Origin of the sequence: Bacillus sp. NP247 (assembly GCF_018966865.1) — a bacterium.
Classification (GTDB): Bacteria; Bacillota; Bacilli; order Bacillales; family Bacillaceae_G; genus Bacillus_A.
Map to the genome: position 1 here is coordinate 4,726,072 of NZ_CP076653.1, position 26,923 is coordinate 4,752,994.

Consider the following 26,923-nt stretch of genomic DNA (forward strand, 5'->3'; position numbering starts at 1 on the left):
TCAAAACGAGGTGAAAAAAGAATGCTAGAAAAACGTAAACCAATTCCAGTAGCAGAAGCAGTTGCACGCGTAATGGAGTATGCTCATCAAGGTGAAATAGAAAAGGTTTCTCTTATAGACAGTTACGGTAGAACGCTTGGAGAAGATGTTATTGCAGATCATGATGTCCCGCATTTCGATCGCTCTCCGTACGACGGGTTTGCGATTCGAGCGGAAGATACAAAAGAAGCAAGTAGCAGTAACCCTATTCAGTTTGAAGTGATTGGTGAAATTGGAGCAGGTTTTGTTTTTACAGAAGAAGTGAAAACATTTCAAGCTGTCCGTATTATGACAGGAGCCGCAATTCCAGAGGGGTGTAATGCTGTTGTTATGTTAGAGCTAACGGAAGGATTTGAAGAAAACGAAAAGACGTATATGACATTAAAACGCTCTTTCGCTGCTGGTGATAACCTTTCTTTTAAAGGAGAAGATGTAAAACAAAATGCCATACTTGTGAAAAAAGGGACTTCTATAAACCCTGGAGTAGCGGCGCTTCTTTCTACGTTTGGTTATAGTTCCGTACATGTTGTAAGGCAGCCGGTTATTGGAATTGTAACGACAGGAAGTGAACTGCTGGAAGTACATGAACAACTGAAAGAAGGGAAGATTCGAAATAGTAACTCCTATATGATAGCTGCTCAAATTGAACGAGCAGGCGGAGTGGTACAGTATTACGGACAATTCGCTGACGATTTTGAGACGTGTTATAACACTGTGAAGAAAGTGATAAAGGAAGTCGATATTTTAATTACAACTGGTGGCGTTTCAGTAGGAGACTATGACTATTTACCTGCTATTTATGAGAAATTACAAGCTAATGTACTTTTCAATAAAATAGCAATGCGACCAGGAAGCGTGACTACTGTAGCTGAGCTAGAAGGAAAACTATTATTCGGTCTATCTGGTAATCCTTCTGCTTGTTATGTCGGTTGTGAATTATATGTTAGACCGGTTATTCGAACATATTTGCATAGAAAAGATCCGCATATATATCGTGCGGAAGCGATTTTAGAGAAAGATTTTCCGAAAGCAAACCCATTTACTCGTTTTGTAAGAGGGAGAGTGGAAATTGTAGATGGCCAATTGAAAGTTACACCAGTTGGTTTAGATAAATCTAGTGCCATTTCTTCACTTGCAGAGGCGAATGCATTTATCGTCCTGCCGGGAGGAACGAGAGGATTTGAAGTAGGAATAACTGTTTCGGTGCTGTTATTAGAATCGAGATTAGGAAGCGAGTGGCCATGGGAAGAACCACTTCGATCATACAAGTAATAGAAAAATAGAATGGTGGCTTCTCCGCGGATTATGATTTATCCCGCTATTTGTGGGCAGTAAAACTCCCACTGATTAAAGTTTCACTTTATACAAAGATTAGAGGTGCAAGATGACACATGCGTATTATGAAGTAATTGATACACCTATTTCAATTGAAGAAGTTACAAGGAAAGTAATTCGTCGTGAGTGTGGTGCTGTTACTACTTTTATTGGTACTGTCAGAGAATTTACGAAAGGACGTCGTACACTATATTTAGAGTATGTAGCTTATAAGACGATGGCGGAAAAACAACTTGAGAAGATTGGGACCGAAGTAGAAGAGAAGTGGCCTGGGACATATGTGGCAATTACACATCGTATTGGTACATTGCAAATTTCTGATCTTGCTGTTGTTGTCGCTGTTGCTACACCACATCGGAAAGCAGCTTATGAAGCGAATGAGTATATTATGGAACGCATAAAACAAGTTGTCCCGATTTGGAAGAAAGAGTTTTGGGAAGATGGTGAGTCATGGATAGGTGATCAGTTAGAGAAAATAGCATATGCAAATGGTGAGCCTAGAAAGGAGATGAGAATATGATTGAAGTATTATTATTTGCACATTTGCAAGAAGAAGTAAGCAAACCAGCCTTGTACATAGATTGTGAAAATGTTACGGTTGCTGAACTAAAAAAAGTTCTCATTAAGAAATACAGCGTAGCGATTTCAAATGAGATAATGGTTGCCGTAAATGAAAAGTATGCAAATGAGGATGACATTATTGAAACTGGCGATGTAGTAGCAATGATTCCGCCAGTAAGTGGTGGTTGATTCTTTTCAGTCTCATCATGTTAGTACGTGATTAGACTGGAGGGAATTAATATAACTATGCATACATAGGAGGGAACAGGATGAAGAGTCCTAATTTTCAATTAAGTTTACAAACTTCTAATCTAGTTATCGGTTTTATGGTATGGGTTATCTTATCATCATTAATGCCATATATTAAAGCGGATATTCCATTAACTGCGGGACAAATTTCTATGGTTACAGCAGTACCGGTTATTTTAGGTTCTATTCTTCGCATTCCAATTGGTTATTGGACGAATCGTTACGGAGCAAGAAAATTGTTCTTTATTAGTTTTATACTTTTATTATTCCCTGTCTTTTACATTAGTGTTGCCAATTCTATGATGGATCTAATTATTGGTGGCTTATTTGTAGGGATTGGTGGGGCTGTATTCTCTGTAGGGGTAACTTCTTTACCGAAATACTTCCCGAAAGAGAGTCACGGTTTTGTAAATGGTATTTATGGTGTAGGTAACGCCGGAACAGCAATTACTTCATTTTTAGCACCTGTCATTGCAACTTCATTTGGCTGGAGAACGACAGTACAGTGTTATTTAGTTTTACTTGCAGCATTTGCACTTATGAACTTTTTATTAGGCGATCGTAAGGAAAAAAAGGTGAATACACCATTAATGGAACAAATAAAAGGTGTATATAAAAATGAAAAACTATGGTTTCTATGTATCTTTTACTTTTTAACATTTGGATCATTTGTTGCATTTACAGTATATTTACCAAACTTTTTAGTATCTCACTTCGGATTAGAGAAAGTAGATGCAGGCATGCGGACAGCTGGATTCATCGTATTAGCAACAATGATGCGCCCAATTGGTGGCTGGCTCGGGGATAAGTTTAATCCATTTAAAATATTAATCTTCGTATTTATCGGCTTAACACTATCTGGTATTGTTTTATCATTTATGCCTAGTATGAACGTGTATACATTTGGTTGCTTACTAGTCGCATTCTGTGCAGGTATTGGAAATGGAACAATCTTTAAGCTTGTTCCAATGTACTTCTCTGAGCAAGCAGGGATTGTAAATGGGGTTGTGTCAGCTTTGGGTGGACTAGGAGGGTTCTTCCCGCCATTAATTTTAACATTACTATTCCAACTGACAGGTCATTATGCAATTGGATTTATGGCGTTATCAGAAGTCGCTCTTGCTTGTTTAATCATTACAGTATGGATGTATAGTCAAGAGAAGATGTTAGTGATGTTAAAGAATAATTAATAAGGAAAAAGAACCGTCCCAAAGTATTATGGGATGGTTCTTTTAGTAATAGGCTTCAACATGTTTTATTGCTATCTTAACAAAAGCTTGTTTTCTAAAATAATATGGTTTTAAAATGAAAAACAGAAGGTTTATGGGATTTTATGTTAATATATAGATATCAGATGTTATTCAATTAAAGGATAGGTTAGTAAAAGGAATTTTAAATCTCTTCCAAAGATTAAACTAATTTTTAGCATACAAATATTTAATTGGATCGGGGTGTTTAGATGAAAAAATTATATAAGTCTACTCAAGATAAACAAGTATCAGGTGTATTAGGTGGCTTAAGCGATAAGTATGGAATTGATGTTAGTATCCTTCGAATAGTAACTGCATTATCAGCCTTTTTTACTAGCGGATTAACAGTGTTAATTTATATAATAGCTGCAATTGTTTTGCCTACGGATAAAGAAATTAAGTGATAAATGTATGAACTTAAATCTAATTCCACAATCGAGAACTTTAAGGGGACGAGTAGATAAAGGCACTCCGCCTCTTACCCGTCTAGCGTACCAGAAAGGGACTTCGAATGTGGTAGTAAGAATCCGACTGACGTTAGTCATTTTGCACCGTTAGGAGTGGGAGTGTCAAGTAAGAATTTTATCCTTATTGATTTTATGAGATTGCTATGCATAATTGTAACTAAGGGAGATGATTCTAAGTTGAGTAAACCGAATATCAGCACAACAGTTTCAGGAGATATAATTGTTACCCATCTAATTGGCCAGATTAAAACAGATGATGTGTATGAATGGTTTAATGGCTTTGAGCAGGTTTGTCAGCAATTTATTTCCGAGGATCGGAAATACAAATTGTTGGTGGATAGAAAAGGGTACACGCCGAATCATTTTTCTGTTCAAAAAGTATGGAAAGATAAGTTCTTCAATGAAACTATTTTGAATCATAGTAAGGCAATTGCATTTCTCCTTGAAGAAGGGGAGATACTGAATTATTTACAACAATCCAATACGAAAGAAGCTGTGAAATTTTTTGATGATTATGAACAAGCGCTAATTTGGTTGAATGAATATCCAATATAAAAACTGAATTGAACCAGTTGCTCGTAATATTGCATTTGTCATAAAAATCACTTGTTTACAAGTTGCCCACATCATTAATTTTCTTCGCAGATTGCCTGTGCAATTTGAAAAAACGAAACCAAAACAAAAAGAACAAACGCTTCTAAAAAACGTTTGTCCAAATATAATTGCTATTTTAGCTAAGAAATAGACTACAATTTGTGAGTACGAGAAAGTCTTTTTATAAGATTAGGAAGGAAAGAAGTTAATTCTTGTTTCATACGTTTTGTAAACGATGGATCTTTACCTGAAGTTGAAATCGTTACAATATATTCATCATTTCGGATGACACCAGGTGTGTGAAAGGATGATTCTGTGCCATCACTTACAACGTTAAGCCATTGGAAGTCATGGGAGGCCTGTTTGACCATCATATTTACAGCATGATGATTAGTAGCGGCATAAATAAGGTGAGCATCTTTAATATCATCATTACTAAAAGTTTTTTGCTTCCAAGTAATATAAGGAAGTTCCTTCATTTCCTCGCAAATCTCTGGGCTGATAACGGTGACAAAAGCGCCTGTATCTTTTAATCCAGACGCTTTTCGATATGCAATTTTACCTCCACCAATGATAACGACCACTTTTTTATTTAAATTAAGCATAAGAGGGTACATGTTATACATACACACATTCCTCCATTCGTTCTAACAATGTTAACTTCATATATGTATCAAACTGAAGGCAGTTACAAGTCGTAACGTGATCATATTTTTTTGTATGCAATTTAATTTTTTGAAGCAACAATCCGGTAAAGAGAAGGTACGGCATGACATATACATGGGACGCAGTCGATGTTATATTTTTGAGCTCAGCAGTAAAAGAGGGCGTTCCTTTCGTTAAAAAGGAGCACGATACTGACATACCGAGTTTTTGTTCGACAGCTGCTCCGATTTGTTGTAACTCATAAATAGGCTGTGGATCACTACTACCTCGTCCTACGAGTAAAACGCTACTACCTTGCATTGGCATAGCTTCACGTATTCTTTTTACTACAAGTTCCACCATATGTGGGTGCGTACTAAAAGGTGGCGCAACTGAAAATGTTATGTTTGGATATTTCATTTGCATTTGCTCTATCTCAAAAGGGATATCACGTTTATAGTGAGCTGCCGCAAATAATAAAACAGGTACAATCATTATTTCAGTTGCTCCTTCTAGTATTGTTTCTGTAACAGCATCTGAAATGGTAGGTGTTGTTAGTTCAAGAAAAGCAATTTTTTGAATCCGTTCGTTACGTTCTTTCATAACAGATTGAATAAAGTGAATGAATTGCTCATTACCTTCTTGTAGTCGGCTCCCATGTCCAACATATACGATTCCTTTCATTGTCTTACCATGTCCTTCTTCATAAGAGTTTCTTGTAATTGATGATCTACGTTATGAAACCCGACTTTATTTGCATAGTGTAAAGTTGGAACATCGGTATACGAGAATGGGAGAGTAAGAATATCGATAAAGCCAAGGCGTTTTATTTCTGCTAGAAACGTATCAATAGAAGCACGTCCTTCAAATACAATGCTATCCCATGAGAATTCAGAAAGCATACGGGAATGAATTTCATCGAAGCGGTAATCAATTGTATATTCATGAGTCATCATATAAGAACCAGCACCAATTTTTTCTTGAATGAAAGCAATGCGATTAATATTTCGGCCTAAATAAACAGTTGTATCGGAAGAGAACGTTGCTTGTTGGCTTAATAGTCCATATTGCATCAGTTTTTCTTGAGTGGTACCGTTCATATGCTGCAGTTCTACCTGTAAGGAACGAATATCTTTATGATATTTACTACATGATCGCATCAAGATTTCTACACTTTCAGCTGAACAAAATACAAGACGATCAACGCTAAAAATCTCATTGATTTGTTCAGAGGTTAATGTGTATTCTTCCTTTTTGAAAGTTGGAATTTGATATATTTCTGCACCGTATTCTTGTAACATTTGTTTTATTGCACTTTCTTTATTTGTAGCAGCTGAAAATAATACTTTTTTACCGTGCAATGGTTTACGTTCTTTCCAAGCGATTTGCTTCCGCAAAGTAACGACATCACCAACAATCGTCATGGAAGGATTAGAAATATTTTCGTTTTTGACGATAGGAACGATGGTTGAAAGTGTCCCTGTGACAACGCGCTGCTTTCCAGTTGTACCCCACTCAATGACTGCTACTGGTGTATCGTCTTTTTTTCCTGCTTGTAGTAAGTTTTCGCAAATTGTAGGTAAGTTTTTTATACCCATGTAGTAGGCGATTGTGTCGCTATTGTGGGATGAATTATATTTTCCATGATCGGTTAAAGGACCTTTTGCATGCCCAGTTAGTAAAGTGACGCTATTACTGTAGTTACGATGGGTGAGGGGGATACCTGCATAACTACTAGCGGCGATGCTAGATGTAATACCTGGTACAATTTCATATGGAATGTTCGCTGCTGCTAAAGTTTCTGCTTCTTCACCAACACGACCAAAAATAGATGGATCACCGCCCTTTAATCGAACAACGATTTTTCCTTCTTTCGCAAATTGAAGGAGGTGGGCGTTAATCATTTCTTGTCGCATAGTATGATTCTTTGGCATTTTCCCGCAATAAATAAGTTCACAAGTTGGCTTAGTATAGCTAAGAAAGCTAGGATTCAATAGGCGGTCATATAAGACAATATCTGCACGCTTTAAGCATTCTATCGCTTTCTTTGTAATAAGCCCTTCATCACCTGGTCCTGCACCAACTAAATATACATATCCGTTCATAATCGCACCTCATCAATTTTTATTTAAAAGGAAGCCAGAGGAGGCTTCCTTTCGTAAATTACATGTTTATATAAATGTCACCATCAATAACTTCTACTTCGTAAGTTTGGATACAACCGTCATCAGGCTTTTGAACTTCACCTGTTATTAATGAAATTTTCCAATCATGCAGTGGACAAAAGACGAATTCTCCAGATACGATTCCTTCTGCTAACGGTCCGTTTTTATGAGGACAACGATTTTCTACAGCTCGAATATCGCCATTTGAAAGGCGGAATAGGGCGATAGACATACCTTTCATTTGCACCTCTTTACCGATTTGAATAGGAAGGTCTCCTGCACGCATAATTTTTATTTTTTCTTTCGTTTGTAACATATAGTGCACGCTCCTTATTTTACAGTTTCTACTTCATACATTGCTTTTAATGACTTCGATTCTAGAGCTTGTCCCCATGCTTCTGTATATGTGCTCCGAGCGGTTTGGAAACGCTCATTTAACACAGTGACCATACTTGTATCTTGTAGTATTTCTTTTATGTGATCGAAGCCTAATCGTTCTGTCCAGTAGGCAGTGCGCTCCCCATAAATACCAGTTTCACGATAATATTGCATGTAAGCTGTAGCGATGCGAAGGACATCGTCTTCAGTGGGGACGATCATTACAAAATCAGCTTCACGTACTTCTGTACCACCATTTCCGCCGATATAAAGTTGGAATCCATTTTCAACACACACAACACCGAAATCTTTCGTAAGTACTTCCGCACAGTTACGTGGACAACCGGTTACACCCATTTTCATTTTATGAGGTGTATCTACCATTTCTAATGATTGTTCAAGTAGCATACCAAGTCCTAATGAATCTTTCGTACCGAAACGACAGAAACGAGAACCAACACACGATTTTACATTACGAAGTGATTTTGAATACGCATATCCAGAAGTCATATTTAAGTCAGCCCATACGTTAGGCAAATCTTGTTTCTTAACACCATATAAACCGATTCGACTTGCGCCTGTAATTTTCACAAGAGGAACATCATACTTTTTCGCAACTTCAGCAATTTTCATTAAATCATCTGCGGTTGTAACGCCTCCGTACATACGTGGAATAACAGAAAATGTACCATCATGCTGGATGTTACCATTCATTCTTTCATTAACGTAACGGGATGATTTATCATCTGCATATTCTTCTGGAATCGCCATACGTAAATAGTAATTTAAAGCAGGACGACATTTCGAACATCCGTCTTCATGTGCAAAGCCGAGTACATTTCGTACTTCTTTTGACGATTTTAAACCTTTCTCATGAATTGCCGCTACGACTTCATCACGTGATAAAGTTGTACATCCGCACATACCAGCAGACTGAGCAGAAGCATCAAAAGCATCTCCGAGTGTATGAGCTAGAACTTGTTCCACAAGCGGACGACATTTACCACAAGACCCTGCGGCTTTCGTGCATCCTTTAACTTCTTCAAAAGTAGTTAACTCTTGCTCTAAAATGGCATGAACAATTGTACCTTTCGTAACACCATTACATCCACAAATCGTGTCATCCGCACTCATTGTAGCAACGTCAAGTTCACTTTCTTCACCAACTTTGTGAAGAAGGGAAGTGGCTGTATATTCTTGTATATCTTCTTCTTTCTTTAACATGCTAAAGAGGCGTGTACCATCAGCAGTATCACCATATAAAACGATACCGACGACTTTATTGTCACGAATTAATACTTTTTTATAGGAACGTTTACATTCATCAAAGATTGATATTGCTTTCGTTTGATCATCTTCATAAATTTGACCAGCAGAGAATAAATCACAACCTGCAACTTTTAATTGCGTACCGACGATGCTGCCTGCATATCCATCCGTTTGTAAATTCGTTATATGTTTTGCTAATATTGCGCCTTGTTCATAAAGAGGGGCAACAAGTCCATATGCGATACCGTCATGTTCCGCACATTCTCCAACGGCATAAATGGATGCATCATTTGTTTGCATATAGTCGTTAACTACAATGCCGCGATTTACAATTAAACTAGCATCTTTTGCTATTTGAGTATTCGGACGTATTCCGACAGCCATTACGATTAAATCACAATTTACAATTTCACCATCTTCAAATTGGATACCCTCAACATGATCTGTACCAAGAATCTTTACAGTTCTCTTTTCCATGAGAAATTTCATGCCTTGCGCTTCTAAATCTTCACGCAATAGAGAAGCAGCTTTGGCATCTAATTGTTGCTCCATTAAGCTCGGCATTAAATGAACAATATGTACGTCCGTTCCTAAGTCAATAAGACCTCTTGCGGCTTCTAAACCAAGTAATCCACCACCAATGACAACGGCCTTTTTCTTATCTTTAGCAGTATTAATCATAAATTGTGTATCTTCAATTGTTCGAAATCCAGTCACACCAGGAAGGGTGGAACCTTCAACAGGCAAAATAAAAGCGCTAGAACCTGTTGCGATAATGAGTTTGTCGTATGTAAGAGTACGATTCTTTTCTGTAACAATGATTTTTTCTTCTCGGTCAATACTTTGAACTCTCTCGTTTGTATATAAAGTTATTTCATTTTCTTCGTACCAACTATATTCGTTCATAATGATATCTTGTATATTTGTTTTTCCCTGCAGAACATGAGAGAGCATAATGCGATTGTAGTTTGGATGTGGTTCATCTCCAAAAATAGTAATATTATATAAATCACTATCATGTTTTAATATTTCTTCCATACAGCGTATGCCAGCCATACCATTCCCGATCATAACTAAACGTTTTTTCATATTCATTTCCCTTTCTATGTGAAAAGTTGAACAAAGAATTATATTTCTATTATAGAAAATTAAAAAAGAGGGAGATGTGATATTTATCACATTTTTATAATGATTCACAAATTGTTAAAATTCGGATTTATGTGAAGGGAGAAGCGAAAGGGAATTTGGTTATATGGGTAGAGGGGGAGGAGAAGTATAAATATTTTTCACACAATGAAAAAGCAGGACATGAGCATTTATACTCATGTCCTGCACTGCACTTTATTTATGCTTTTGTAATTGCACGGGGAAATAAAATGTTATTTTCTAAATGAATATGTTCAAACAAGTCAGATTCAAGAGCTTCAAGACGCTGGTAAACAAGGCGATAAGTGCCGCAAGCTCCTTCTGGTGGAGTAAAGTCATTTGTCACCTTACGAAGTTCTTTAATTATATTGCCAGCGTGGTCATGCTCACTTTCTAATTTGTCTACTACTATACGTAATTTTGCATAATTTTCATCAGTCGGATTTTGTTCAAATGCTAAAATTAATGGGAAATCTTCCGTTTCTTCTTTAATTAAATGTTGTTCTAATTCAATCTTAAGTTCATGAAATAGCTTATGAATTTGAGCTAAATGAGGCTGACTTGCCCCATGAACGCGTAATACTTTCGTCACATATGGACTTAACTGTGGCAATTCTTCATTTAAATAGCGATGATGCTTATTTACAACATAATCAATCAATTCGCGATAAGAAGCATTTTTCCAATCAATTTCCGATTCGTTTAATAGTTTCGTATTATTATAAAGCGTATTTAACTCTGTGATTACCTCTGTTGCCGATAAATTTCTTTCATTAATTGCATTAATAAGTGGTCTATTACCACCACAACAAAAGTCTATTCTATATGATTTAAAAAGATCACTAGCTTTCGGAAATTGTGTTACAATCTCACCAATAATTGAAGTTTCAGTAAATGTATGTTTCATATGAATGCCTCCATAAAGTTTAAATGTAATATCTAAATCAAGAATAGCGATAAATTAAAATCAATGTGGTGATTTAAATCACTTATTATGTGTCATTTTTGAGAATAATAAAATGAGTTTTATAAAAGGGAGAGGGAGGGTAATTCGTCGCAATAGTTTCTGATAATAAAAAAAGAAGCTTACTAGAAGCTTCTTTTTTACTACTATTTTTCACATGCAACTCCATCGCCATCACGATCAAGGTGAGAGCTATAACCTGGCTGATCTCTATATAATGGAGCTTTTCCAGCATTTTTAACTTCAGTACAATTTTTGTAAGTTACATTACTATTGTTACTTGCAGCTGGTTGTGTTTGAGCTTGCTGTGCTTTTTGCTGATCCTCTTGTTGTTTGCGAGCTTGTTCATCAGCCTGGCGTTTTTGCTCTTCTTGTTGTTTGCGAGCTTGTTCATCAGCCTGGCGTTTTTGCTCTTCTTGTTGTTTACGAGCCTGTTCATCAGCCTGGCGTTTTTGCTCTTCTTGTTGTTTACGAGCCTGTTCATCAGCCTGGCGTTTTTGCTCTTCTTGTTGTTTACGAGCCTGTTCATCAGCTAGACGTTTTTGCTCTTCTTGTTGTTTACGAGCTTGTTCATCAGCTAGACGTTTTTCATCTTCTTGCTTACGAGCTTGCTCTTCGGCTTGGCGTTTCTCATCTTCTTGTTCTTTACGAGTTTTTTCGTCATCTTTTTTCTCTTCACTATTAGAAGCGACTTGTTTATTAGTTGCTGTCGTTTTTTCAGAAGAAGGATTTGAAATACTTGATAACGCACCAAAAAGGACAAATAAAATAGCTGTAAGGATAAATTGTTTTTTTGCTACACCTGTTTTCTTAATTACAGATAAGATTGCTAGAACAAGGAAAAAAATAAATAAAATGAAACTTAAAGTAGCAAAAAAATCGATGACTGGGTGTTCAGATTTTGTAGTGCCAATTCCTATTAAGAGAATTGAAATCATAAAAAGAATAACAGTAGGACGACCATATTGTTTTGCTTTTCCATTTTTCTTAAAGAATGAAATGATACATAAGATTAAAAGAATGATAGCAATCAAAAATAAAGCTACACCAATATTACCTAAAATAGCCATTTTCATACCTCCATTTGTAAGATTTTCTCTATTGATTATATAGGGATTTATTGGATAATACACGTTTTATATTAATTTCGAAAATTAATATTTTTAATAGACATATAAACAATTAATATGAATATAAAGAAAAATGGATATATATCCTATTACTTTTTTAAAGATATTTCATAAATTATAGTATATCGATTGAAAGGAGGAGATTTGAATGGAATTTCAATTGTTAGTGAATTGTATATTACAAGAAGGTAATGCTTACTTTTTAGTAACGAAGGTAGACGATGTAATTACGTTAAAAGTACCTATTACAGCAGGAGTAGCAGCATTATTTTTAGCTTTTGGTGTACCAAGATGTTCTTAATTTAAATCTCTATAGTAGAAAGAGGAGGACAAGCCTCCTCTTTCTACTATTACATAATTATTTTATGTAAACTATATTGGTGTTTTATATTAGCACGTTTAAAATGGACATGCATATACTATAATGTTTCATTGGCGTTTGTGATGAACGATAGTTTTGATAAGTGATATTCTTTTAAGTTATGAAAATAAAAGAGGTGCTATTATATATGAAAAGAAGAACATTTGATATTCCAGTTACATTGCGAAGAGAGTGGTTTTTAATAGAGTTAGCTCATTTAACGAAAAAATATGGAATTGAAATTGCAACTAGCAAAATGGAAGCCGCACCGTTTTTAAGGGATCAAGTTACGGAATCAAAAATAGGAGCAGGGCTACAATACGATAAATATGATGATGAGTATATAGTTGAAATGTAAGTAATACATGGCACAAAAAGAAATGCTTAATAATACTAATTTTTTAAAAGAGTAACACTGATAAGGAATTACGTTATAAAAAATTATAAAATAAAGCAGATTCTATATATAGAATCTGCTTTATTATGAAATATTTCTAATCAACTAGCCTCTTTCTAATATTTTTCCTACATATTTCTCTTGAGTGATTCCAAAAGATTCACGAAGAATGCGAGCATATTCTTTAGAACCTATTGGTCGTTTATTTTTTGTGCCTTTAAAGGTTTCTGTATAATTTTTTTTCGTTAATGATATGTGACCGTAATCAGTTAATTTACAAGTGATAGCCCCTTTATTAAAAGGCGATTCGTTATGCTCTACAATTACTTTTTGAATGTTATTCACTTTTTTCTCATCTATTGGATCTATTGTGAAAGCATAGCCTATTTTCCATTCATTTGAAGGTTCAGATTGTAAGAAACTTGTAGATTCTCCGTTAGCCCCTTTGCGCATTTCTAAAATATGTGTACCTTTTCGGGTATTTCGTTTGTAAATTCGATATTCTCCCGTTTGAGAAGATATGACTTCGCCGTTAAAAGGGACTGGATGTAAAGGGAGATGAGATGCAAAACCTGCATCCACAATATAATCTGTATGATTATGGCTTAATATGATAATGACATGACCATCATCAGGTTTCCATTTATTATCGTAAAGATCGTAAACAGTACCAGCTACTTTGTATACTTGAAACCCACAATCAATTAAAAAGTAATACAATAAGGAATTTAATTCATAACAAAGACCACCTCGTTTTTGAATAAGTAACTTTTCTACTAAGTTATTTTTTGAAATGTTTTTAATCGTACCAGCCATAATATCAAGATTTTCATAGGGGAAAATCATTCCCATTTTTAAGAGGACCTCATCTAAATCATCAAATGTTAGTTCTTTTGCGGGAATTTTTAATCGTTTAAAAAACTCCTTTTGCAAATTAGTCATCATAAAGCATTCTCCTTTCTTTTTACAGAATTTTCTTCTGCTCACCGATAGGTTAGTACTTCTAAAAAATTAATTCAAGTCTGCGAAAATTATCATAATATATGTTTCTGGAAATATGATTATATATTTTGAAATTTCAGTTAAATATTTAGTCATAGGAAAGTCTTACAATACAAGCTTCTTTTAAATTCGTTTGTATGTAATGAAAAGAAAATACATATCTTCATTATGTTTTTAAATAACTAATTAGCAATAAAATGTTTTTTTATTAAAATTTTTTCAAGATTTGTATGCTTTATATAAACAATCATGATTTGAAAAACATCTGGATGTAGTGAAGTTAACAATTATTGAGAAACTTTTTTGTCTTGTTCACTCAAAAGGAAGAGATGGAAACGAAGAGAATAACGTGAGTTAAGGAAGAGGGTGTACGAGTAATCACCTGAAAATAGGGCTAACATCTTTTTCAAATAAAAAGGTTAGCTATTATTAAGGGAGAGAAAATACAAATTATTACAAAGAGCACCTTCTTTCAAAAAAAGTGGGGGGAGTAACATGCGATTAATGAGAAGATGTGTTGCCTTACTAATTATATTTTTTATCATGGCTCCATCGATTAGCACAAATGTACGGGCGGAAGTTGTAAAAGAGCTTGGAAAGGGGTTTCCTGATACAGAAGTATTTACACCTGGTGATTGGTTTTTAGGACAAAAACCAACTAATTATGATGAGAATAAGCCTCCAATCCTCTTTGTACAAGGCAGGAATGGTAATGCGGATAGTTGGTATGGAAAGACTGTATATCACGATATAAATGATATGTATGACTATGCTTTGAAAGCGGGATATCAAACGGTATTTATTCAATTATATGATGCGGCAGGGAAAGGATCGGCTAGTCAGTGGGACAACGGAAAATTGTTAGCACAAAAACTGGAAGAAATATATAATCATTTTGGTAAAAAGGTTACTATTGTAGCGCATAGTAAAGGTGGTATAGATACACAAGCGGCATTAGTTGGATATGGTGCGAATCGATTTGTTGGGAATGTTATTACACTTGCGACACCGCATCACGGCTCAAATTTAGCGGATTTATCATATAGTTGGTGGGCAGGTTGGCTTGCTTCTATATTAGGTCAAAAAGATGATGGGACATACTCATTGCAAATAGGTGAAATGGCAAAGTTTCGTTCTACAATAGATAATAATCCTGCAGCTAAATTAAACCGTTACTATACGGCTACTGGGACAAGCTGGGGACCTGTTTTTTCAGCATTATCTATGGGCGGGTTGTATTTGTCATCATACGGTTCTAATGATGGATTAGTGAACGAATGGAGTGCTAAGTTACCATATGGAACACATTTATTTACAGATTCACGATTTGATCATGATAATATACGAAAAGGTTCAGCCGTTTTTGCACGAATTGAACCATATTTACGGACAGCAAATGTACCAGTACCAGCTTTATTAGCCCCGAGTAATAGTTCAGAGGAAAAGGTAGAACAATTAAACACAACTTCTAATCAAGCTATTTTAGGAGGAGAGTTGTCACAAAATCAGTGGGTAGGACAAACTATCGCAGTTGATAAAAAAGCAGAAGGGGTAGTTTCTGTTTTAACAGCTTCTTCGGATGTAGAAATACAACTAATATCTCCAAAAGGAAAAGTTTATACAAATAAAGATAGTGCTGTATCTACTGGTGAAGATGAATCTTTCTTTAAAGGGGCGACTATAAGAACATTTAAATTTGATAAAATGGAAGCAGGAGAATGGCAAGTTAAAATGATGGCGAAGCAGCCGAAAGATGCATATTTAATCGTGACCGATTACAAAAAAGATGCTCCGTTCGTCCTTCAAATGCCGGCAAAAGTTAAAGTAAATAAAGCAGAGTATAAACTCAAAAAATCACCTGTAGCTCCAGAAATGAAAGGCGATCTTTCAGTAACAGTAAGAGTAATTAATAAAGATGGAAAGTTAGTTTCTGAATCAAATGAATCGCAAAATATTAATACAACTACATTTACAGGTGCTTTGAAAAATATAGAACAGCCGGGTGTATATAACGTTACAATTGATATAAAAGGGATGAATAAGGAAGGACAACCTTATAATCGTACGATAGTTAAGTCGGTTTATGTGGAGAAGTAGGAAAGAATGAATAGGTTTTAATAAAAAAAGTGCCGAATTCTTGTGATAGAAGGATTTCGGCACTTTTTCATATTTAGTAAATGAATAGAAAAGTGAAATGGGAGTTTATATTGTATAAGAGGACGATAGGAATCAAAAAACGTTATGCAATAAAAAAAGATACTAAATTAGTATCTGAATGTGAGGGAATAGTATTAACTTAGTTTTGTAACTGTTAATTCAACTGAATTTATACCATTATCACAAGTTACAATACTTTGATGATTGAAACCACTATTATTTCTAAGTTGAAGAGTTGAATTAGCAGGTACCGTAACAATAGTTTCGCCAACTAGTTGAAGGCATTCGTTATTTGATGAAGTATTCAATTGAAAAGCGAAATCACCTTGACTATTAGCAAGTGGATTGTTATTTAAAAATATAGTTATGACTGGAATATGGGGAAATACAGGATTTAACGTAGTGTTAATACTTGAAATGAAAGAAATTCTATAATCACCAGCTTTACTAAATTGTATAGTAGTCGGATTTAGTAAGGAAACTCCTCCTGCCAAAGGGCCAACGTGATTAAACGGAAAAGAACCGCCAAAAGGAACAGTGATAAACTCAGTTTGCCAAAAAGTGCCGTAAGCAGGCTTAGATGATTTATGTGAATGGTCGCATGAACATTTTTTATACGAACTGGAAGATTGATGGCACGAACATTTTTTATATGAACTAGAAGAAGAGTGGCATGAACATCTTTTATATGAACTTGAAGAATGATAGTATGAACCCAATATATTACCTCCTATTATTAATAAATGTATAACACATAGTAGTTTATGCAATCGAAAAGCAATTGGCGTGTATACTTGTCCATATATAAGGTAATAGATTTGGGATAAAAAGCTGGCATAATATAAAGTGCTCTAATGAGGAGATATAGTTTTCAAAAAAATGGAGCTAGAATATTCTATGTAATAAATTTTGGAGAAGAAAAAGGGTGAATATTTAGCAGATAACTCTATCCAAGGTTTTAAAATGTTGAAGTATTTAAACTTTAAGATAGTATATCGCCAAAGTAAATAAGAGAAGTATTTAAAGGACAGCATTTTAGTGAAACAGAGAAATGGATAAAGCGATGATTAAGTTTTTAACTTAGTCGTCGCTTTTTATTTATGTAGTTGTGCAGGAAGAAGGAAAAAAATATCGAATGAATGTAATTATACAGAATTGTTTGTATTTAGCATGAATAGTAGTTAAAGATACGTTAGTTATATTTCAAACAGTAAGAAAAGAGAGATTAAATAATAGAGGGAGCAACTTACATGGAAAATATATTAAAGGTATCCTCAAAATCAAGTCCGAATTCAGTGGCAGGTGCCATAGCGGGTGTACTAAGAGCAAGTGGCAATGTAGAAATCCAAGTAATTGGAGCTGGTTCTTTAAATCAAGCGATTAAAGCGATTGCGATTGCAAGAGGTTTTGTCGCTCCAAGTGGAATTGACTTGGTTCTTGTTCCAGCGTTTCAAGAGGTTACTATCGATAATCAAGAAAGAACAGCAATCAAATTAATTGTAGGTCCTAGAAGAAAAAGGTCTTAATAGCGAGCACTAATATAAGGAGATTTGAAAAGGTCAATAGACTCCAAAAAGTTAGACACGTTATTTCATTTGACAGTTCCTTGGGATTGGATACAGTATTGTACCGGATTCATGACTTTTAATTTCCAATTATATTTATCGGATTTTTCTAGAAACTTAAAAATGCCAAATCCTTTGTATAATAAGGGATTTGGCATTTTTGAAGTTTTTATGTTTTTTTAAATAAATACTAAAACTGCTCATTCTTCTCCCAAGATTCCACAATATAATGTGCAATCGTCGGATTAAATCCTTTACCAACTAAGAACATAATCGCAGCAACCTCAGTTAAAGCGTGTTGATGTGATGTATGTTTCGCTTCATTTAAGCCATAATCTACCCAAGGTTTTACGAAATCTAATACAGGTTTCTTTAAAGGTAAAAATTGTGTACCGACAACTTGTTGGATTTGTTGTTGAGTCGGTTCTGTAATAGGCCCAGGTGGTAAAATTTGTGGTTGTGTAATATCTAAAGTCGGACCTGGTGGTAAAATTTGTGGTTGCGTCGGATCAATTGTTGGTGGTTTAGGTGGTGAGACACGTGCGTCATAGTTTGGTTGATACATTTGTTGTTGGTATTGTGGTTGTTGTGGCTGAGTTACATATGGATTTTGTTGAAATTGTTGTTCTTGATTTTGCTGAGTTGGGTATGGATTTTGTTGTTCTTGAGTTTGCGGTGCTGCATATGGATTTTGCTGATATTGTTGTTCTTGATTTTGTGGTGATGCATATGGATTTTGAGGATATTCATAATTTGGACGTGTGTCATATGGATTTTGTTGTTCTTGAGCTTGCGGTACCGCATACGGATTTTGAGGATATTCATAATTTGGACGTGTGTCGTATGGATTTTGTTGTTCTTGATTTTGCGGTGTAGCGTATGGATTTTGTTCGTATTGGGGCTCTTCATGTTGTGTTTCTTGCTCCTCATATTGTTCAGCATATCTTTGCTCCTGATGTTGAGGGTAAAGAGGTTGTTGTGGGTAAGGTGGTTGATTATTATAGAACATGTTGATTCCTCCTTCATAATGATGCCTACCACCTAGTGTATGGGCGGACAAGAAAATATGTGATGAAAAAATGCGGGCGTGTTACAATAAGTAACTGGGTGAAGATAAAATGATAAAACAAGAAAAAATACAAAAAACAATAACTTTCGTAAAGCATATTTTAGAAAAAGATGCGAGTGGGCATGATTGGTATCATATTGAACGCGTACATAAATTGGCGATTTCTTTATCCGAGCAAGAAGGGGGAAATCGTTTTATAATTGAAATGGCAGCATTACTTCACGATGTAGCAGATGAGAAGTTAAATGAGAGTGAAGAAGCAGGAATGAAAAAAGTTTCTGATTGGTTAGAAGAGTTACGTGTTGAAGAAGAGGAAAGTAAGCATGTTCTTCATATCATCGCCAATATGTCTTATAAGGGCGGTCATGGTGGCACAGTTGAGTCACTTGAAGGGAGAATTGTTCAAGATGCGGATCGTTTAGATGCTCTTGGTGCAATTGGAATAGCTCGTACATTTGCATACGGAGGGGCGAAAGGGAGATTAATGTATGATCCAACTATTCCGCCTCGAGAAGTGATGACGAAAGATGAATATAGAAAAAATAATGATCCATCTTTAAATCATTTTTATGAAAAACTTTTGAAGCTAAAAGATTTGATGAACACGAATGCAGCAAAACAAGAGGCTGAAATTCGTCATCGTTATATGGAACAGTTTATTGAACAATTTATGAAAGAGTGGAATGCACAAATATGAAAATGTTAACTGTGGAGAACTTATCGAAATCATATGGAGAAAAACCGTTATTTGATGGATTATCATGTAGTATTACAGAAGGACAACGTGTCGGAATTATTGGTGTAAACGGTACTGGTAAATCGACATTATTAAAAATTATTGCAGGATTAGAAACTCCTGATACAGGTGATATGACGCATTCACGTGGTTACACCATTAGTTATTTATCACAGCAACCAGAGTTTGATGAAAAACTAACAGTATTAGAGCAAGTGTTCCATGGTGATACACCTTTAATTCGTCTTCTTCGTGATTATGAACAATCGTTATTAAATATTGAAAAAGATCCAAGTAATGAAAAAGTACAGGAACAATTATTTGCAGTGCAGCAACGTATGGATGCAATGAGTGCATGGGAAGCAAATGCAAATGCGAAATCTCTTTTAACGAAATTAGGAATTACAGATTTTACTGCAACTGTTGGAAACCTATCTGGTGGACAAAAAAAGCGTATTGCAATGGCGCAATGTTTTATTGAAACACCTGATTTATTAATTTTGGATGAGCCTACGAACCATCTTGACCATGAGACAGTTGAATGGTTGGAAGAATATTTAGCAAGATATACAGGTTCGGTATTACTTGTAACCCATGATCGTTATTTCTTAGATCGTGTAGCAAACCGTATTTTTGAATTAGATAATGGTAAACTATATAGCTACGAAGGAAACTATAGTACATTTTTAGAAGCGAAAGCACTTCGTGAAGAGCAAGAATCGGCACAAGAATCAAAACGCCAAAATTTATATCGTCGTGAACTTGCTTGGATTCGCCGTGGTGCAAAAGCCCGTTCTACGAAACAAAAGGCGCGTATTCAGCGTTTTGATGAGCTGAAGGGACAAGAAGGACCAGCAGCGAAGCAATCAGTTGATATTGCATTAAGTGGAAGTCGTTTAGGAAAGAAAGTACTTGAATTAAAAGATGTAACGAAAAAATTTGGTGATAAAACAGTATTACATAACTTTAATCATATTGTGAAGCCTGGTGATCGTATCGGAATCATCGGAGCAAATGGAAGCGGGAAATCTTCGCTATTAAATATGCTTGCAGGAAAACTATCTCCTGATAGTGGTGAAGTTGAAGTAGGACAAACTGTAAAAGTTGCTTATTATACGCAAGAAAATGAAGAGATGAATTTAAATCAGCGTATGATTGAATACATTAAAGAGATTGCAGAAGTTATTCATACGACAGACGGAAAAGTAATTGGTGCATCTCAAATGTTAGAACGTTTCTTATTCCCGACGCATTCACATGGTACACCGCTTGGTAAACTATCTGGTGGCGAAAGAAGACGTTTATATTTATTACGTATTTTAATGGGAGAACCAAACGTACTATTACTTGATGAACCTACAAATGATCTAGATACACAAACATTAACAGTACTGGAAGATTATTTAGAAGATTTCCCAGGTGTCGTTTTAACTGTATCGCATGACCGTTACTTCTTAGATAAAGTAGTAGATGAATTGTTCATCTTTAGTGGCGAGGGCGAAGTGCGTGAATTCCTAGGTAGTTATACAGATTATTTAGAAATGGAAAAAACGAAAGAACTTATTGAGAAAGCGGAAGTTCAAAAAGAAAAAAAAGTAGTAGAAGAAGCTCCAAAACAACAACGTAAACGTAAACTTTCATACAATGAGCAGCGTGAATGGGAAACAATTGAAGATACAATTGCCGAACTAGAAGAGAAAATTGAGTCAATTGGAGAAGAACTTGCGAAAGTTGGATCTGATTTCACAAAGGCACAAGAATTATCTGAAGCACAGCAGAAAACAGAAGAAGAGCTAGAAAAAGCGATGGAAAGATGGAGTGAGTTATCAGACATCGTTGAAGGTTTAAAATAAAAACAAGCTGCATATATTGAAAAGTAAAGAGAAAAACTTTACACTATTGGTAGAACCTATTTTAGGAGGGAAAAAATGAGAACATCTAATCCAATGTTGAAAAAAGAGGCATTCCGTAAAGAGGGAGCAAATGCTTCTGCGATGACTATTGGCGGAACAGTAGGCAAAACGTTTATCATGCTTATCTTGCTGCTTGCAACGTCTGTCTATTCATACATACAGATGACGCAAGGTACGATGAAGATGCCAGTATTAATTGGTGCTTTAGTTATTGCGGCAATCGTTGCGTTTGCGTCTATATTCTTCCCACGCATATCACCTATCGGTGCACCAATCTATGCAGCGGTAGAAGGGGTAGTATTAGGAAGTATTTCAGCGGTTTATACAATGAAATTTGGCGATACTATCGTTTTAAACGCTGTATTACTAACAATTTCTATTCTATTTGCGATGTTAGTTTTATATGCAACGCGCGTAGTAAAAGTAACTGATAAATTCCGTACGGGTGTAATTGCCGCTACAATGGGGATTATGGTTATGTATTTAATCGTATTCTTATTAAACATGTTCGGTGTAACTGTTCCATATATTCACCAGGGCGGTACAATCGGTATTATCATTAGTGCGGTTGTTATTGTAGTTGCTGCATTAAATTTATTACTAGATTTCGATTTAATCGAAAGCGGTGCACGTAGCCAAGCTCCAAAATATATGGAATGGTACAGTGCAATGGGTCTAATGATGACGCTAGTATGGCTATACTTAGAAATTCTTCGTTTCGTTTCTTACTTTACGAAAAATGACTAATGAAAAAAAACCTGCATGAAATATGCAGGTTTTTTTTGTTTTTAAAGATAAATTGAAAATATGGATGTTGGCGACTTGAATTGAAGGGGGATGGAATATGATGAAAGAGAAAAAAGGAATTATGAAAAAACTATTTTCTAAAAGTTTTTTCATAGAACTAGATGACGCTTTAACATATCCGTCAGCAGAAGTCATTCTTTCAGCTATTGAAGGATATGGGGCTGAATGTAATGAACAATTAAAGTTTGAGAGTAAAGTTAAACTGATTACTTTCTACTTAGAAAATGTAATGTATCGCGCTAAAATAAAGATGGCTCGTGGAGGATATATACATATCTTGCAGTGAAGTATAATATTTCTTGAAACCTTACATGTTTAAAATATGTAGGGTTTCTTTTTTACTTTTGTAAGATATAAAGTAATACTTTTTACTTATAAACATATTATTTTGCGCTTTTTACCCTTCAAACATTTTTCTTTACAATGAAGAAAAATATGTGAGGTGGTATAACTTATGATGAATCGAGTTGTATTAATCGGTAGATTGACAAAGGAGCCAGAATTATACTTCACAAAACAAGGTGTCGCTTATGCGCGAATATGTGTTGCGGTGAATAGAGGGTTTCGAAATAGTTTAGGTGAACAACAAGTGGATTTTATAAATTGTGTTGTTTGGAGAAGGTCGGCTGAAAATGTAACGGAATATTGTACGAAGGGGTCACTTGTTGGGATTACAGGGCGTATTCATACGAATAATTATGATGATGAGAAAGGAAAGAAAATATATAGAACTGAAGTTGTGATTGAGAGTATTACCTTTTTGGAGAGAAGGAGGGAGGGGGCATCGCATAAGAAATAAGGAGTATTAAAATAAAAGAGGGCTTTGTATAAACTGTACCCTATCGAATAGACACTTAAAAAAGTCTATTCGATAGGGTATTTCTTGTATAATAAGAAGAAAATTAGAATCGGAGAACATTCAGAATGACAAAAAAATTATTCACCACAAAGGAAACACAAAACCTATCGAAGAATCCATACGTAAAATCTGTAAGTGAGAAAGGCATTACCTACACAGATGAATTTAAACGTATCTTTATTGAAGAAAATGAAAAGGGAAAACCACCTCGTATTATTTTTGAAGAATGTGGATTTGATATAGACATCATCGGTCTACAACGTGCTGTGTCATCAGGAAATAGATGGCGTACTTCCTATAAGGAAAATGGTGTGTTTGGTTTAAGAGATACACGTAAGGAAAACTCGGGAAGAAAGCTAGAAAGAGAGCTTACATTAGAAGAGAAATATGCACGTTTGGAAGCGGAACGAAACTTATTAAAAGCTGAAAATGAGCTGTTAAAAAAGATCAAATTTATGGAAGGGAGGATGGGAAAAAAATAACGTTACAACCTAGTCAAAAGTACCTATTAATTCGTTCTATTATTGAAAAATATAGCCTAAAAAATATGGTGAGATATTTGTGTAAAATTGCAGGTGTTTCGCGTTCTGGATACTATAATTATTTTTCCACCACTTCTCAAAGTAGGCGAGAAGAAAGAATACATCAAGATGAAGTGGTGAAGAAACTCATATTAAAGGCATTTCAATTTAAAAATCGAAAGAAAGGGGCGCGTCAAATCAAAATGACATTGGCGGGTCAATTTCAAGTTGTCTACAATTTGAAACGTATCCGTAGAATCATGAAAAAATATGGGATAATCTGTCCCATTCGTAAAGCGAATCCCTATAAAAGAATGTTGAAAGCGACGAAAGAACACTTCGTGGTACCGAATCAATTAAAGCGAGAATTCAGGCAAGGTACACCTGGAAAGGTACTTCTGACAGATATCACATACCTGTTTTATGGTAAGAATCAGAAAGGATATTTATCTACCATTCTAGACGGGTCCACAAATGAAATTTTGGCGTATCATGTTTCAGAACGACTTACACTAGATATCGCAACGACGACTCTTCACAAACTAAAGAAGAATAAGAGAGTGCGATTAACGGAAGGTGCCTATATTCATTCAGATCAAGGAGCTCATTACACAAGTCCTACTTATCAAAAATTAGTCAAAAAATTAAAGCTGGGACAATCTATGTCAAGACGAGGAAACTGTTGGGATAATGCCCCTCAAGAATCTTTTTTCGGGCACTTTAAAGATGAAGCACACATAAAAACTTGTACGTCTTTCCCTCAGTTAAAACAAGAAATTAAAGACTATATGAAATACTATAATCAGCATAGATATCAATGGAATTTAAAGAAGATGACTCCTGTTGAATACAGAAATCATCTTCTTGATGCCGCCTAACTTTTTTTAAAATGTCCTTTACAAAGGGTACAGATTAGTAGCAGAGCCCTCTTTTATTTTTGATTGATACCTTTCCAAACAATATCCAACTGTTGATTAAGTATATTTTTCGCACTTGTTTCATTAGCGTGTAATAGCGAGTGGGACATTAGTGTATAAAAATAAGTACTCATAATAGTAGAAGTGATGATATTTGTACCCCATGGACTGTGTAATTTTTCTGTCTCTTTCGCTTCTTTAATAATAGAAGACAAACTTTCTTCTAGCTGGTGTATACTTTTTAATTCATTTTCTACTAAGTAGTTAGATTTAATAATTTCAAAGACGGCATGCTTCATTAATTCACCATGTCCAGTAAATCGATCCAGTAAATCACCTAAAACAAGTTTGATTCGCTCTTTCGGATGTTCCACATTTGCATATGTTTTTAAACTTTCATTCCATAGTTCAATTTGAGAATCACCTAAAAATAATAATATGTTTTCTTTTTTCGGAAAGTAGTTGAAGAAAGTTCCTTTTGCAATCCCGCATGCAGTAGTAATATCTTGAACCGTTACATTTTCGTACCCACGTTCTTGGAAGAGTTGTACTGCTTTTAGGAATATAAGTTCTTTTAATTCTTTTTTTCTCGTTTCTCTAAGCATATAATCGACTCCTAACACAAACAATTATATCTGTTTATTAGATAATCTCAAACGAAATTGTATTTCATAAACAAATTTACTGTTTAATGAAGTTTAATACAATCATAGGAGTTTTTAGGTCGTGTTGTATTCGAACGCCCTTTGTGGATGTAGCGTTAGAGTTTTCCATTATTGTAATTGTATCTTCATCATTTACTAAAATTAATAAAGTTTTTATAGATTGATCTTCATATACAATTTCCAGTTTACTTGATACGGATTCCATAGTTTGTTTAGTTAAAGAAACCTCTTTAGGTGTACCTGCTTGAATAGACTTAAGCATTTGTACAATAAACCCTTTATTATTTGTTTCGGCTTTTACTGTATTATTTTCCTTCATATTTAACAACTTTACATCTGTTATTTCATCTGTTTTCAATGCTAGTTTTGAAATTTCTTTATTTGAAGGAGAAGAAGTACACCCAAGTAAATTAATAATTAATGCAGTTGAAAGAAGGGTAGAAAGAATTCTGTTCATACTTTTCGCCACTGTTCGTTATAGTTTTTTGTTATAAATGAAAACTGTATAGTTCATGAGCTTGCTTTTCAGAAATCCATTTCGGGATACGTTTCATTACTTGGTTTCTTAGTATAGTTAAAGGTTTACTTTCCATTTGCGCCATTTTTCCAACTTTCCAGGCAGTGTTTGAGATTTTTATAATTCTATCTCGTCTTTTTTGTTCGTATTCTATAAATGCTTGACGATAGTGGGCGTTATTTTTGATACATTCAGCAAGAATAATAGCATCTTCAATTGCCTGACAAGCTCCTTGACCTAAATTAGGTGTAAGTGCATGGGCAGCATCCCCAATAAAGACGATGCGTTTTTCAAAAAATTGTTTCATTGGAGTGATGTCTACAATATCACGATGAATCATAGTAACGTCCGATGCATTGTTTAAAATATCTGGGATAGGACTATGGTAACTTTTGAAATGATTATATAAATCTGCTGTTGTGTATGCTGTGTATTTTCGGTCCCTAGCTTTAGCATTTATGAGCGCATACCAATATACTTCGTTGTTTGGAAGAGGAACGATACCAAATCTACCGTTTGTTCCCCAAGTTTCAATAAAATCATTTTTAAAAGAAAGATTATGAGCTGGAGTTACGCCGCGCCAACACGTATATCCGGCATAACGATAACCATCGCTTTGTATTACTTGTTTTCGAACGACAGAATGAATACCATCAGCAGCAATGAGTATATTACCGAGTGCTTCACTACCATCTTGAAATAATATTTTTAAGGCATTTTCTTCATTTTGTTCTATTTTTACGCATTCTTTTCCCCATTCGACAGTACCTTTTTGTAGTTCTGAAAGAAGCAATTGATGTAAATTTTTTCTATGAATGGAGTACATTTTTGGATAACAAGTTGGAATGGTCAATTTACTTAATATAGATCCTTTTTCTGACACAAGGTTAAAACCGTCACTTTCGTTCCCAAATTTTTTTATTTGCTTAGAAATTCCGTATGGTTCAAGTGCCTGCATTGCATTTGGGGCAATGATAATACCTGCACCAGCAACAGTAGGTTCAATATTTTTGTCATACACTTTTACATTTAATCCTATTTTTTGTAAGGAGATTGCTGCGCAAAGACCAGCAATACCACCACCAATAATTATGACATTATTCATTTGTTATCCCTCCACACTTAAGTGACTTAACTCATAAAATGACCATGGTCATTTTATGAGTTAAGGTTAATACTTTTTTTGGTTATTGTCAATTAGACTTTTAACTATAGTTTCGGAACGAATAGGTGAAAATAGAAATA

28 protein-coding genes and 1 pseudogene are annotated in these 26,923 nt (G+C 35.0%); 16 read left to right on the top strand and 13 right to left on the bottom strand.

Features of this window, described 5'->3' with window-relative positions; all coding sequences use genetic code 11:
• Nucleotides 1–21: 21 nt before the first annotated feature.
• The 6 genes from glp (at nucleotide 22) to KPL75_RS24645 (ending at nucleotide 4,456) form a co-directional block, all read left to right on the top strand.
• Entirely contained in the window at nucleotides 22–1,311 is a 1,290-nt protein-coding gene (gene glp, locus KPL75_RS24620) for a molybdopterin molybdotransferase MoeA (RefSeq protein WP_219918183.1), read from the top strand.
• Between the two features lie 112 nt (nucleotides 1,312–1,423).
• Nucleotides 1,424–1,894, top strand: coding sequence for a molybdenum cofactor biosynthesis protein MoaE (locus KPL75_RS24625; RefSeq protein WP_219918185.1), 471 nt, complete (start codon nucleotides 1,424–1,426; stop codon nucleotides 1,892–1,894).
• Nucleotides 1,891–2,124: a molybdopterin converting factor subunit 1 gene (moaD, locus tag KPL75_RS24630; protein ID WP_219918187.1), complete on the top strand. Its 234-nt coding sequence runs from the start codon at nucleotides 1,891–1,893 to the stop codon at nucleotides 2,122–2,124. The genes KPL75_RS24625 and moaD overlap by 4 nt, the downstream gene beginning before the upstream one ends.
• Before the next feature lie 80 nt (nucleotides 2,125–2,204).
• Complete coding sequence (narK, locus tag KPL75_RS24635; RefSeq protein WP_219918189.1) at nucleotides 2,205–3,374, top strand: nitrate transporter NarK; 1,170 nt, start codon at nucleotides 2,205–2,207, stop codon at nucleotides 3,372–3,374.
• A 269-nt stretch (nucleotides 3,375–3,643) separates the two neighbouring features.
• Complete coding sequence (locus tag KPL75_RS24640; RefSeq protein ID WP_219918191.1) at nucleotides 3,644–3,838, top strand: PspC domain-containing protein; 195 nt, start codon at nucleotides 3,644–3,646, stop codon at nucleotides 3,836–3,838.
• A 195-nt stretch (nucleotides 3,839–4,033) separates the two neighbouring features.
• Nucleotides 4,034–4,456, top strand: coding sequence for an STAS/SEC14 domain-containing protein (locus KPL75_RS24645; protein WP_258237054.1), 423 nt, complete (start codon nucleotides 4,034–4,036; stop codon nucleotides 4,454–4,456).
• A gap of 191 nt (nucleotides 4,457–4,647) precedes the next feature.
• Here the strand turns inward: KPL75_RS24645 and KPL75_RS24650 are convergent, their stop codons facing one another.
• From KPL75_RS24650 to KPL75_RS24680, 7 genes are all read right to left on the bottom strand, one after another.
• A complete protein-coding gene (locus tag KPL75_RS24650; RefSeq protein WP_219918196.1) occupies nucleotides 4,648–5,121 on the bottom strand; it encodes a precorrin-2 dehydrogenase in 474 nt (157 codons plus the stop codon).
• Nucleotides 5,114–5,824, bottom strand: coding sequence for a sirohydrochlorin chelatase (locus tag KPL75_RS24655; RefSeq protein ID WP_219918197.1), 711 nt, complete (start codon nucleotides 5,822–5,824; stop codon nucleotides 5,114–5,116). The genes KPL75_RS24650 and KPL75_RS24655 overlap by 8 nt, the downstream gene beginning before the upstream one ends.
• The gene (locus KPL75_RS24660) at nucleotides 5,821–7,245 is read right to left on the bottom strand and encodes a uroporphyrin-III C-methyltransferase (RefSeq protein ID WP_219918198.1); all 1,425 of its coding nucleotides are present in this window, start codon (nucleotides 7,243–7,245) and stop codon (nucleotides 5,821–5,823) included. The genes KPL75_RS24655 and KPL75_RS24660 overlap by 4 nt, the downstream gene beginning before the upstream one ends.
• Before the next feature lie 58 nt (nucleotides 7,246–7,303).
• Nucleotides 7,304–7,621, bottom strand: a complete 318-nt coding sequence (gene nirD, locus KPL75_RS24665; protein ID WP_098776459.1) for a nitrite reductase small subunit NirD — start codon at nucleotides 7,619–7,621, stop codon at nucleotides 7,304–7,306.
• Between the two features lie 14 nt (nucleotides 7,622–7,635).
• A complete protein-coding gene (gene nirB / locus KPL75_RS24670; protein ID WP_219918201.1) occupies nucleotides 7,636–10,041 on the bottom strand; it encodes an NADPH-nitrite reductase large subunit in 2,406 nt (801 codons plus the stop codon).
• A gap of 256 nt (nucleotides 10,042–10,297) precedes the next feature.
• On the bottom strand, nucleotides 10,298–11,005 hold the full coding sequence (ric, locus tag KPL75_RS24675; RefSeq protein ID WP_219918202.1) for an iron-sulfur cluster repair di-iron protein: 708 nt from the start codon (nucleotides 11,003–11,005) through the stop codon (nucleotides 10,298–10,300).
• A 203-nt stretch (nucleotides 11,006–11,208) separates the two neighbouring features.
• Nucleotides 11,209–12,132, bottom strand: coding sequence for an excalibur calcium-binding domain-containing protein (locus tag KPL75_RS24680; RefSeq protein ID WP_219918205.1), 924 nt, complete (start codon nucleotides 12,130–12,132; stop codon nucleotides 11,209–11,211).
• A 208-nt stretch (nucleotides 12,133–12,340) separates the two neighbouring features.
• Between KPL75_RS24680 and exsG the strand changes: the two genes are divergently transcribed.
• Nucleotides 12,341–12,493, top strand: coding sequence for an exosporium protein ExsG (gene exsG, locus KPL75_RS24685; protein ID WP_000395673.1), 153 nt, complete (start codon nucleotides 12,341–12,343; stop codon nucleotides 12,491–12,493).
• Nucleotides 12,494–12,701: 208 nt separating this feature from the next.
• The gene (locus tag KPL75_RS24690; RefSeq protein WP_219918208.1) at nucleotides 12,702–12,911 is read left to right on the top strand and encodes a hypothetical protein; all 210 of its coding nucleotides are present in this window, start codon (nucleotides 12,702–12,704) and stop codon (nucleotides 12,909–12,911) included.
• A gap of 144 nt (nucleotides 12,912–13,055) precedes the next feature.
• Here KPL75_RS24690 and KPL75_RS24695 read toward each other — a convergent pair whose 3' ends face one another.
• Complete coding sequence (locus KPL75_RS24695) at nucleotides 13,056–13,895, bottom strand: arylamine N-acetyltransferase family protein (protein WP_219918209.1); 840 nt, start codon at nucleotides 13,893–13,895, stop codon at nucleotides 13,056–13,058.
• 552 nt (nucleotides 13,896–14,447) lie between these two features.
• Here KPL75_RS24695 and KPL75_RS24700 point away from each other — a divergent pair.
• A complete protein-coding gene (locus KPL75_RS24700) occupies nucleotides 14,448–16,049 on the top strand; it encodes an esterase/lipase family protein (protein WP_219918210.1) in 1,602 nt (533 codons plus the stop codon).
• Nucleotides 16,050–16,243: 194 nt separating this feature from the next.
• On the opposite strand, the gene KPL75_RS24705 is transcribed toward KPL75_RS24700, so the two are convergent.
• Complete coding sequence (locus tag KPL75_RS24705) at nucleotides 16,244–16,828, bottom strand: preprotein translocase (protein WP_219918212.1); 585 nt, start codon at nucleotides 16,826–16,828, stop codon at nucleotides 16,244–16,246.
• 531 nt (nucleotides 16,829–17,359) lie between these two features.
• On the opposite strand from KPL75_RS24705, the gene KPL75_RS24710 reads away from it, so the two are divergent.
• Nucleotides 17,360–17,635 (top strand): stage V sporulation protein S, encoded by a 276-nt coding sequence (locus KPL75_RS24710; protein ID WP_000427797.1) that lies wholly within the window; start codon nucleotides 17,360–17,362, stop codon nucleotides 17,633–17,635.
• 229 nt (nucleotides 17,636–17,864) lie between these two features.
• On the opposite strand, the gene KPL75_RS24715 is transcribed toward KPL75_RS24710, so the two are convergent.
• Entirely contained in the window at nucleotides 17,865–18,683 is an 819-nt protein-coding gene (locus KPL75_RS24715; RefSeq protein WP_219918214.1) for a hypothetical protein, read from the bottom strand.
• Nucleotides 18,684–18,792: 109 nt separating this feature from the next.
• On the opposite strand from KPL75_RS24715, the gene KPL75_RS24720 reads away from it, so the two are divergent.
• From KPL75_RS24720 to KPL75_RS24745, 6 genes and pseudogenes are all read left to right on the top strand, one after another.
• The gene (locus tag KPL75_RS24720) at nucleotides 18,793–19,440 is read left to right on the top strand and encodes an HD domain-containing protein (protein WP_085310812.1); all 648 of its coding nucleotides are present in this window, start codon (nucleotides 18,793–18,795) and stop codon (nucleotides 19,438–19,440) included.
• The gene (locus KPL75_RS24725) at nucleotides 19,437–21,332 is read left to right on the top strand and encodes an ABC-F family ATP-binding cassette domain-containing protein (RefSeq protein ID WP_219918216.1); all 1,896 of its coding nucleotides are present in this window, start codon (nucleotides 19,437–19,439) and stop codon (nucleotides 21,330–21,332) included. The genes KPL75_RS24720 and KPL75_RS24725 overlap by 4 nt, the downstream gene beginning before the upstream one ends.
• 75 nt (nucleotides 21,333–21,407) lie before the next feature.
• Entirely contained in the window at nucleotides 21,408–22,139 is a 732-nt protein-coding gene (locus KPL75_RS24730; RefSeq protein ID WP_048372457.1) for a Bax inhibitor-1/YccA family protein, read from the top strand.
• A 97-nt stretch (nucleotides 22,140–22,236) separates the two neighbouring features.
• Nucleotides 22,237–22,492: pseudogene (locus KPL75_RS24735) on the top strand (DUF4318 domain-containing protein).
• A 161-nt stretch (nucleotides 22,493–22,653) separates the two neighbouring features.
• On the top strand, nucleotides 22,654–22,998 hold the full coding sequence (locus KPL75_RS24740) for a single-stranded DNA-binding protein (protein ID WP_016094152.1): 345 nt from the start codon (nucleotides 22,654–22,656) through the stop codon (nucleotides 22,996–22,998).
• 125 nt (nucleotides 22,999–23,123) lie between these two features.
• A protein-coding gene (locus KPL75_RS24745; RefSeq protein WP_258236975.1) for an IS3 family transposase occupies nucleotides 23,124–24,457 on the top strand; the annotation gives its coding sequence in 2 pieces (ribosomal slippage) (nucleotides 23,124–23,511 and nucleotides 23,511–24,457; 1,335 coding nt in all).
• 53 nt (nucleotides 24,458–24,510) lie between these two features.
• Here KPL75_RS24745 and KPL75_RS24750 read toward each other — a convergent pair.
• From KPL75_RS24750 to KPL75_RS24760, 3 genes are all read right to left on the bottom strand, one after another.
• Complete coding sequence (locus KPL75_RS24750; RefSeq protein WP_219918218.1) at nucleotides 24,511–25,101, bottom strand: TetR/AcrR family transcriptional regulator; 591 nt, start codon at nucleotides 25,099–25,101, stop codon at nucleotides 24,511–24,513.
• Between the two features lie 76 nt (nucleotides 25,102–25,177).
• Nucleotides 25,178–25,618 (bottom strand): hypothetical protein, encoded by a 441-nt coding sequence (locus tag KPL75_RS24755; protein WP_258236991.1) that lies wholly within the window; start codon nucleotides 25,616–25,618, stop codon nucleotides 25,178–25,180.
• Nucleotides 25,619–25,649: 31 nt separating this feature from the next.
• A complete protein-coding gene (locus tag KPL75_RS24760) occupies nucleotides 25,650–26,783 on the bottom strand; it encodes an FAD-dependent monooxygenase (RefSeq protein ID WP_219918220.1) in 1,134 nt (377 codons plus the stop codon).
• Between the last annotated feature and the right edge of the window lie 140 nt (nucleotides 26,784–26,923).

Coding starts and splice junctions, on each gene's coding strand:
- glp (WP_219918183.1), top strand. CDS start 22: ATGCTAGAAAAACGTAAACCAATTCCAGTAGCAGAAGCAGTTGCACGC.
- KPL75_RS24625 (WP_219918185.1), top strand. CDS start 1,424: ATGACACATGCGTATTATGAAGTAATTGATACACCTATTTCAATTGAA.
- moaD (WP_219918187.1), top strand. CDS start 1,891: ATGATTGAAGTATTATTATTTGCACATTTGCAAGAAGAAGTAAGCAAA.
- narK (WP_219918189.1), top strand. CDS start 2,205: ATGAAGAGTCCTAATTTTCAATTAAGTTTACAAACTTCTAATCTAGTT.
- KPL75_RS24640 (WP_219918191.1), top strand. CDS start 3,644: ATGAAAAAATTATATAAGTCTACTCAAGATAAACAAGTATCAGGTGTA.
- KPL75_RS24645 (WP_258237054.1), top strand. CDS start 4,034: ATGAGATTGCTATGCATAATTGTAACTAAGGGAGATGATTCTAAGTTG.
- KPL75_RS24650 (WP_219918196.1), bottom strand. CDS start 5,121: ATGTATAACATGTACCCTCTTATGCTTAATTTAAATAAAAAAGTGGTC.
- KPL75_RS24655 (WP_219918197.1), bottom strand. CDS start 5,824: ATGAAAGGAATCGTATATGTTGGACATGGGAGCCGACTACAAGAAGGT.
- KPL75_RS24660 (WP_219918198.1), bottom strand. CDS start 7,245: ATGAACGGATATGTATATTTAGTTGGTGCAGGACCAGGTGATGAAGGG.
- nirD (WP_098776459.1), bottom strand. CDS start 7,621: ATGTTACAAACGAAAGAAAAAATAAAAATTATGCGTGCAGGAGACCTT.
- nirB (WP_219918201.1), bottom strand. CDS start 10,041: ATGAAAAAACGTTTAGTTATGATCGGGAATGGTATGGCTGGCATACGC.
- ric (WP_219918202.1), bottom strand. CDS start 11,005: ATGAAACATACATTTACTGAAACTTCAATTATTGGTGAGATTGTAACA.
- KPL75_RS24680 (WP_219918205.1), bottom strand. CDS start 12,132: ATGGCTATTTTAGGTAATATTGGTGTAGCTTTATTTTTGATTGCTATC.
- exsG (WP_000395673.1), top strand. CDS start 12,341: ATGGAATTTCAATTGTTAGTGAATTGTATATTACAAGAAGGTAATGCT.
- KPL75_RS24690 (WP_219918208.1), top strand. CDS start 12,702: ATGAAAAGAAGAACATTTGATATTCCAGTTACATTGCGAAGAGAGTGG.
- KPL75_RS24695 (WP_219918209.1), bottom strand. CDS start 13,895: ATGATGACTAATTTGCAAAAGGAGTTTTTTAAACGATTAAAAATTCCC.
- KPL75_RS24700 (WP_219918210.1), top strand. CDS start 14,448: ATGCGATTAATGAGAAGATGTGTTGCCTTACTAATTATATTTTTTATC.
- KPL75_RS24710 (WP_000427797.1), top strand. CDS start 17,360: ATGGAAAATATATTAAAGGTATCCTCAAAATCAAGTCCGAATTCAGTG.
- KPL75_RS24715 (WP_219918214.1), bottom strand. CDS start 18,683: ATGTTCTATAATAATCAACCACCTTACCCACAACAACCTCTTTACCCT.
- KPL75_RS24720 (WP_085310812.1), top strand. CDS start 18,793: ATGATAAAACAAGAAAAAATACAAAAAACAATAACTTTCGTAAAGCAT.
- KPL75_RS24725 (WP_219918216.1), top strand. CDS start 19,437: ATGAAAATGTTAACTGTGGAGAACTTATCGAAATCATATGGAGAAAAA.
- KPL75_RS24730 (WP_048372457.1), top strand. CDS start 21,408: ATGAGAACATCTAATCCAATGTTGAAAAAAGAGGCATTCCGTAAAGAG.
- KPL75_RS24740 (WP_016094152.1), top strand. CDS start 22,654: ATGATGAATCGAGTTGTATTAATCGGTAGATTGACAAAGGAGCCAGAA.
- KPL75_RS24750 (WP_219918218.1), bottom strand. CDS start 25,101: ATGCTTAGAGAAACGAGAAAAAAAGAATTAAAAGAACTTATATTCCTA.
- KPL75_RS24755 (WP_258236991.1), bottom strand. CDS start 25,618: ATGAACAGAATTCTTTCTACCCTTCTTTCAACTGCATTAATTATTAAT.
- KPL75_RS24760 (WP_219918220.1), bottom strand. CDS start 26,783: ATGAATAATGTCATAATTATTGGTGGTGGTATTGCTGGTCTTTGCGCA.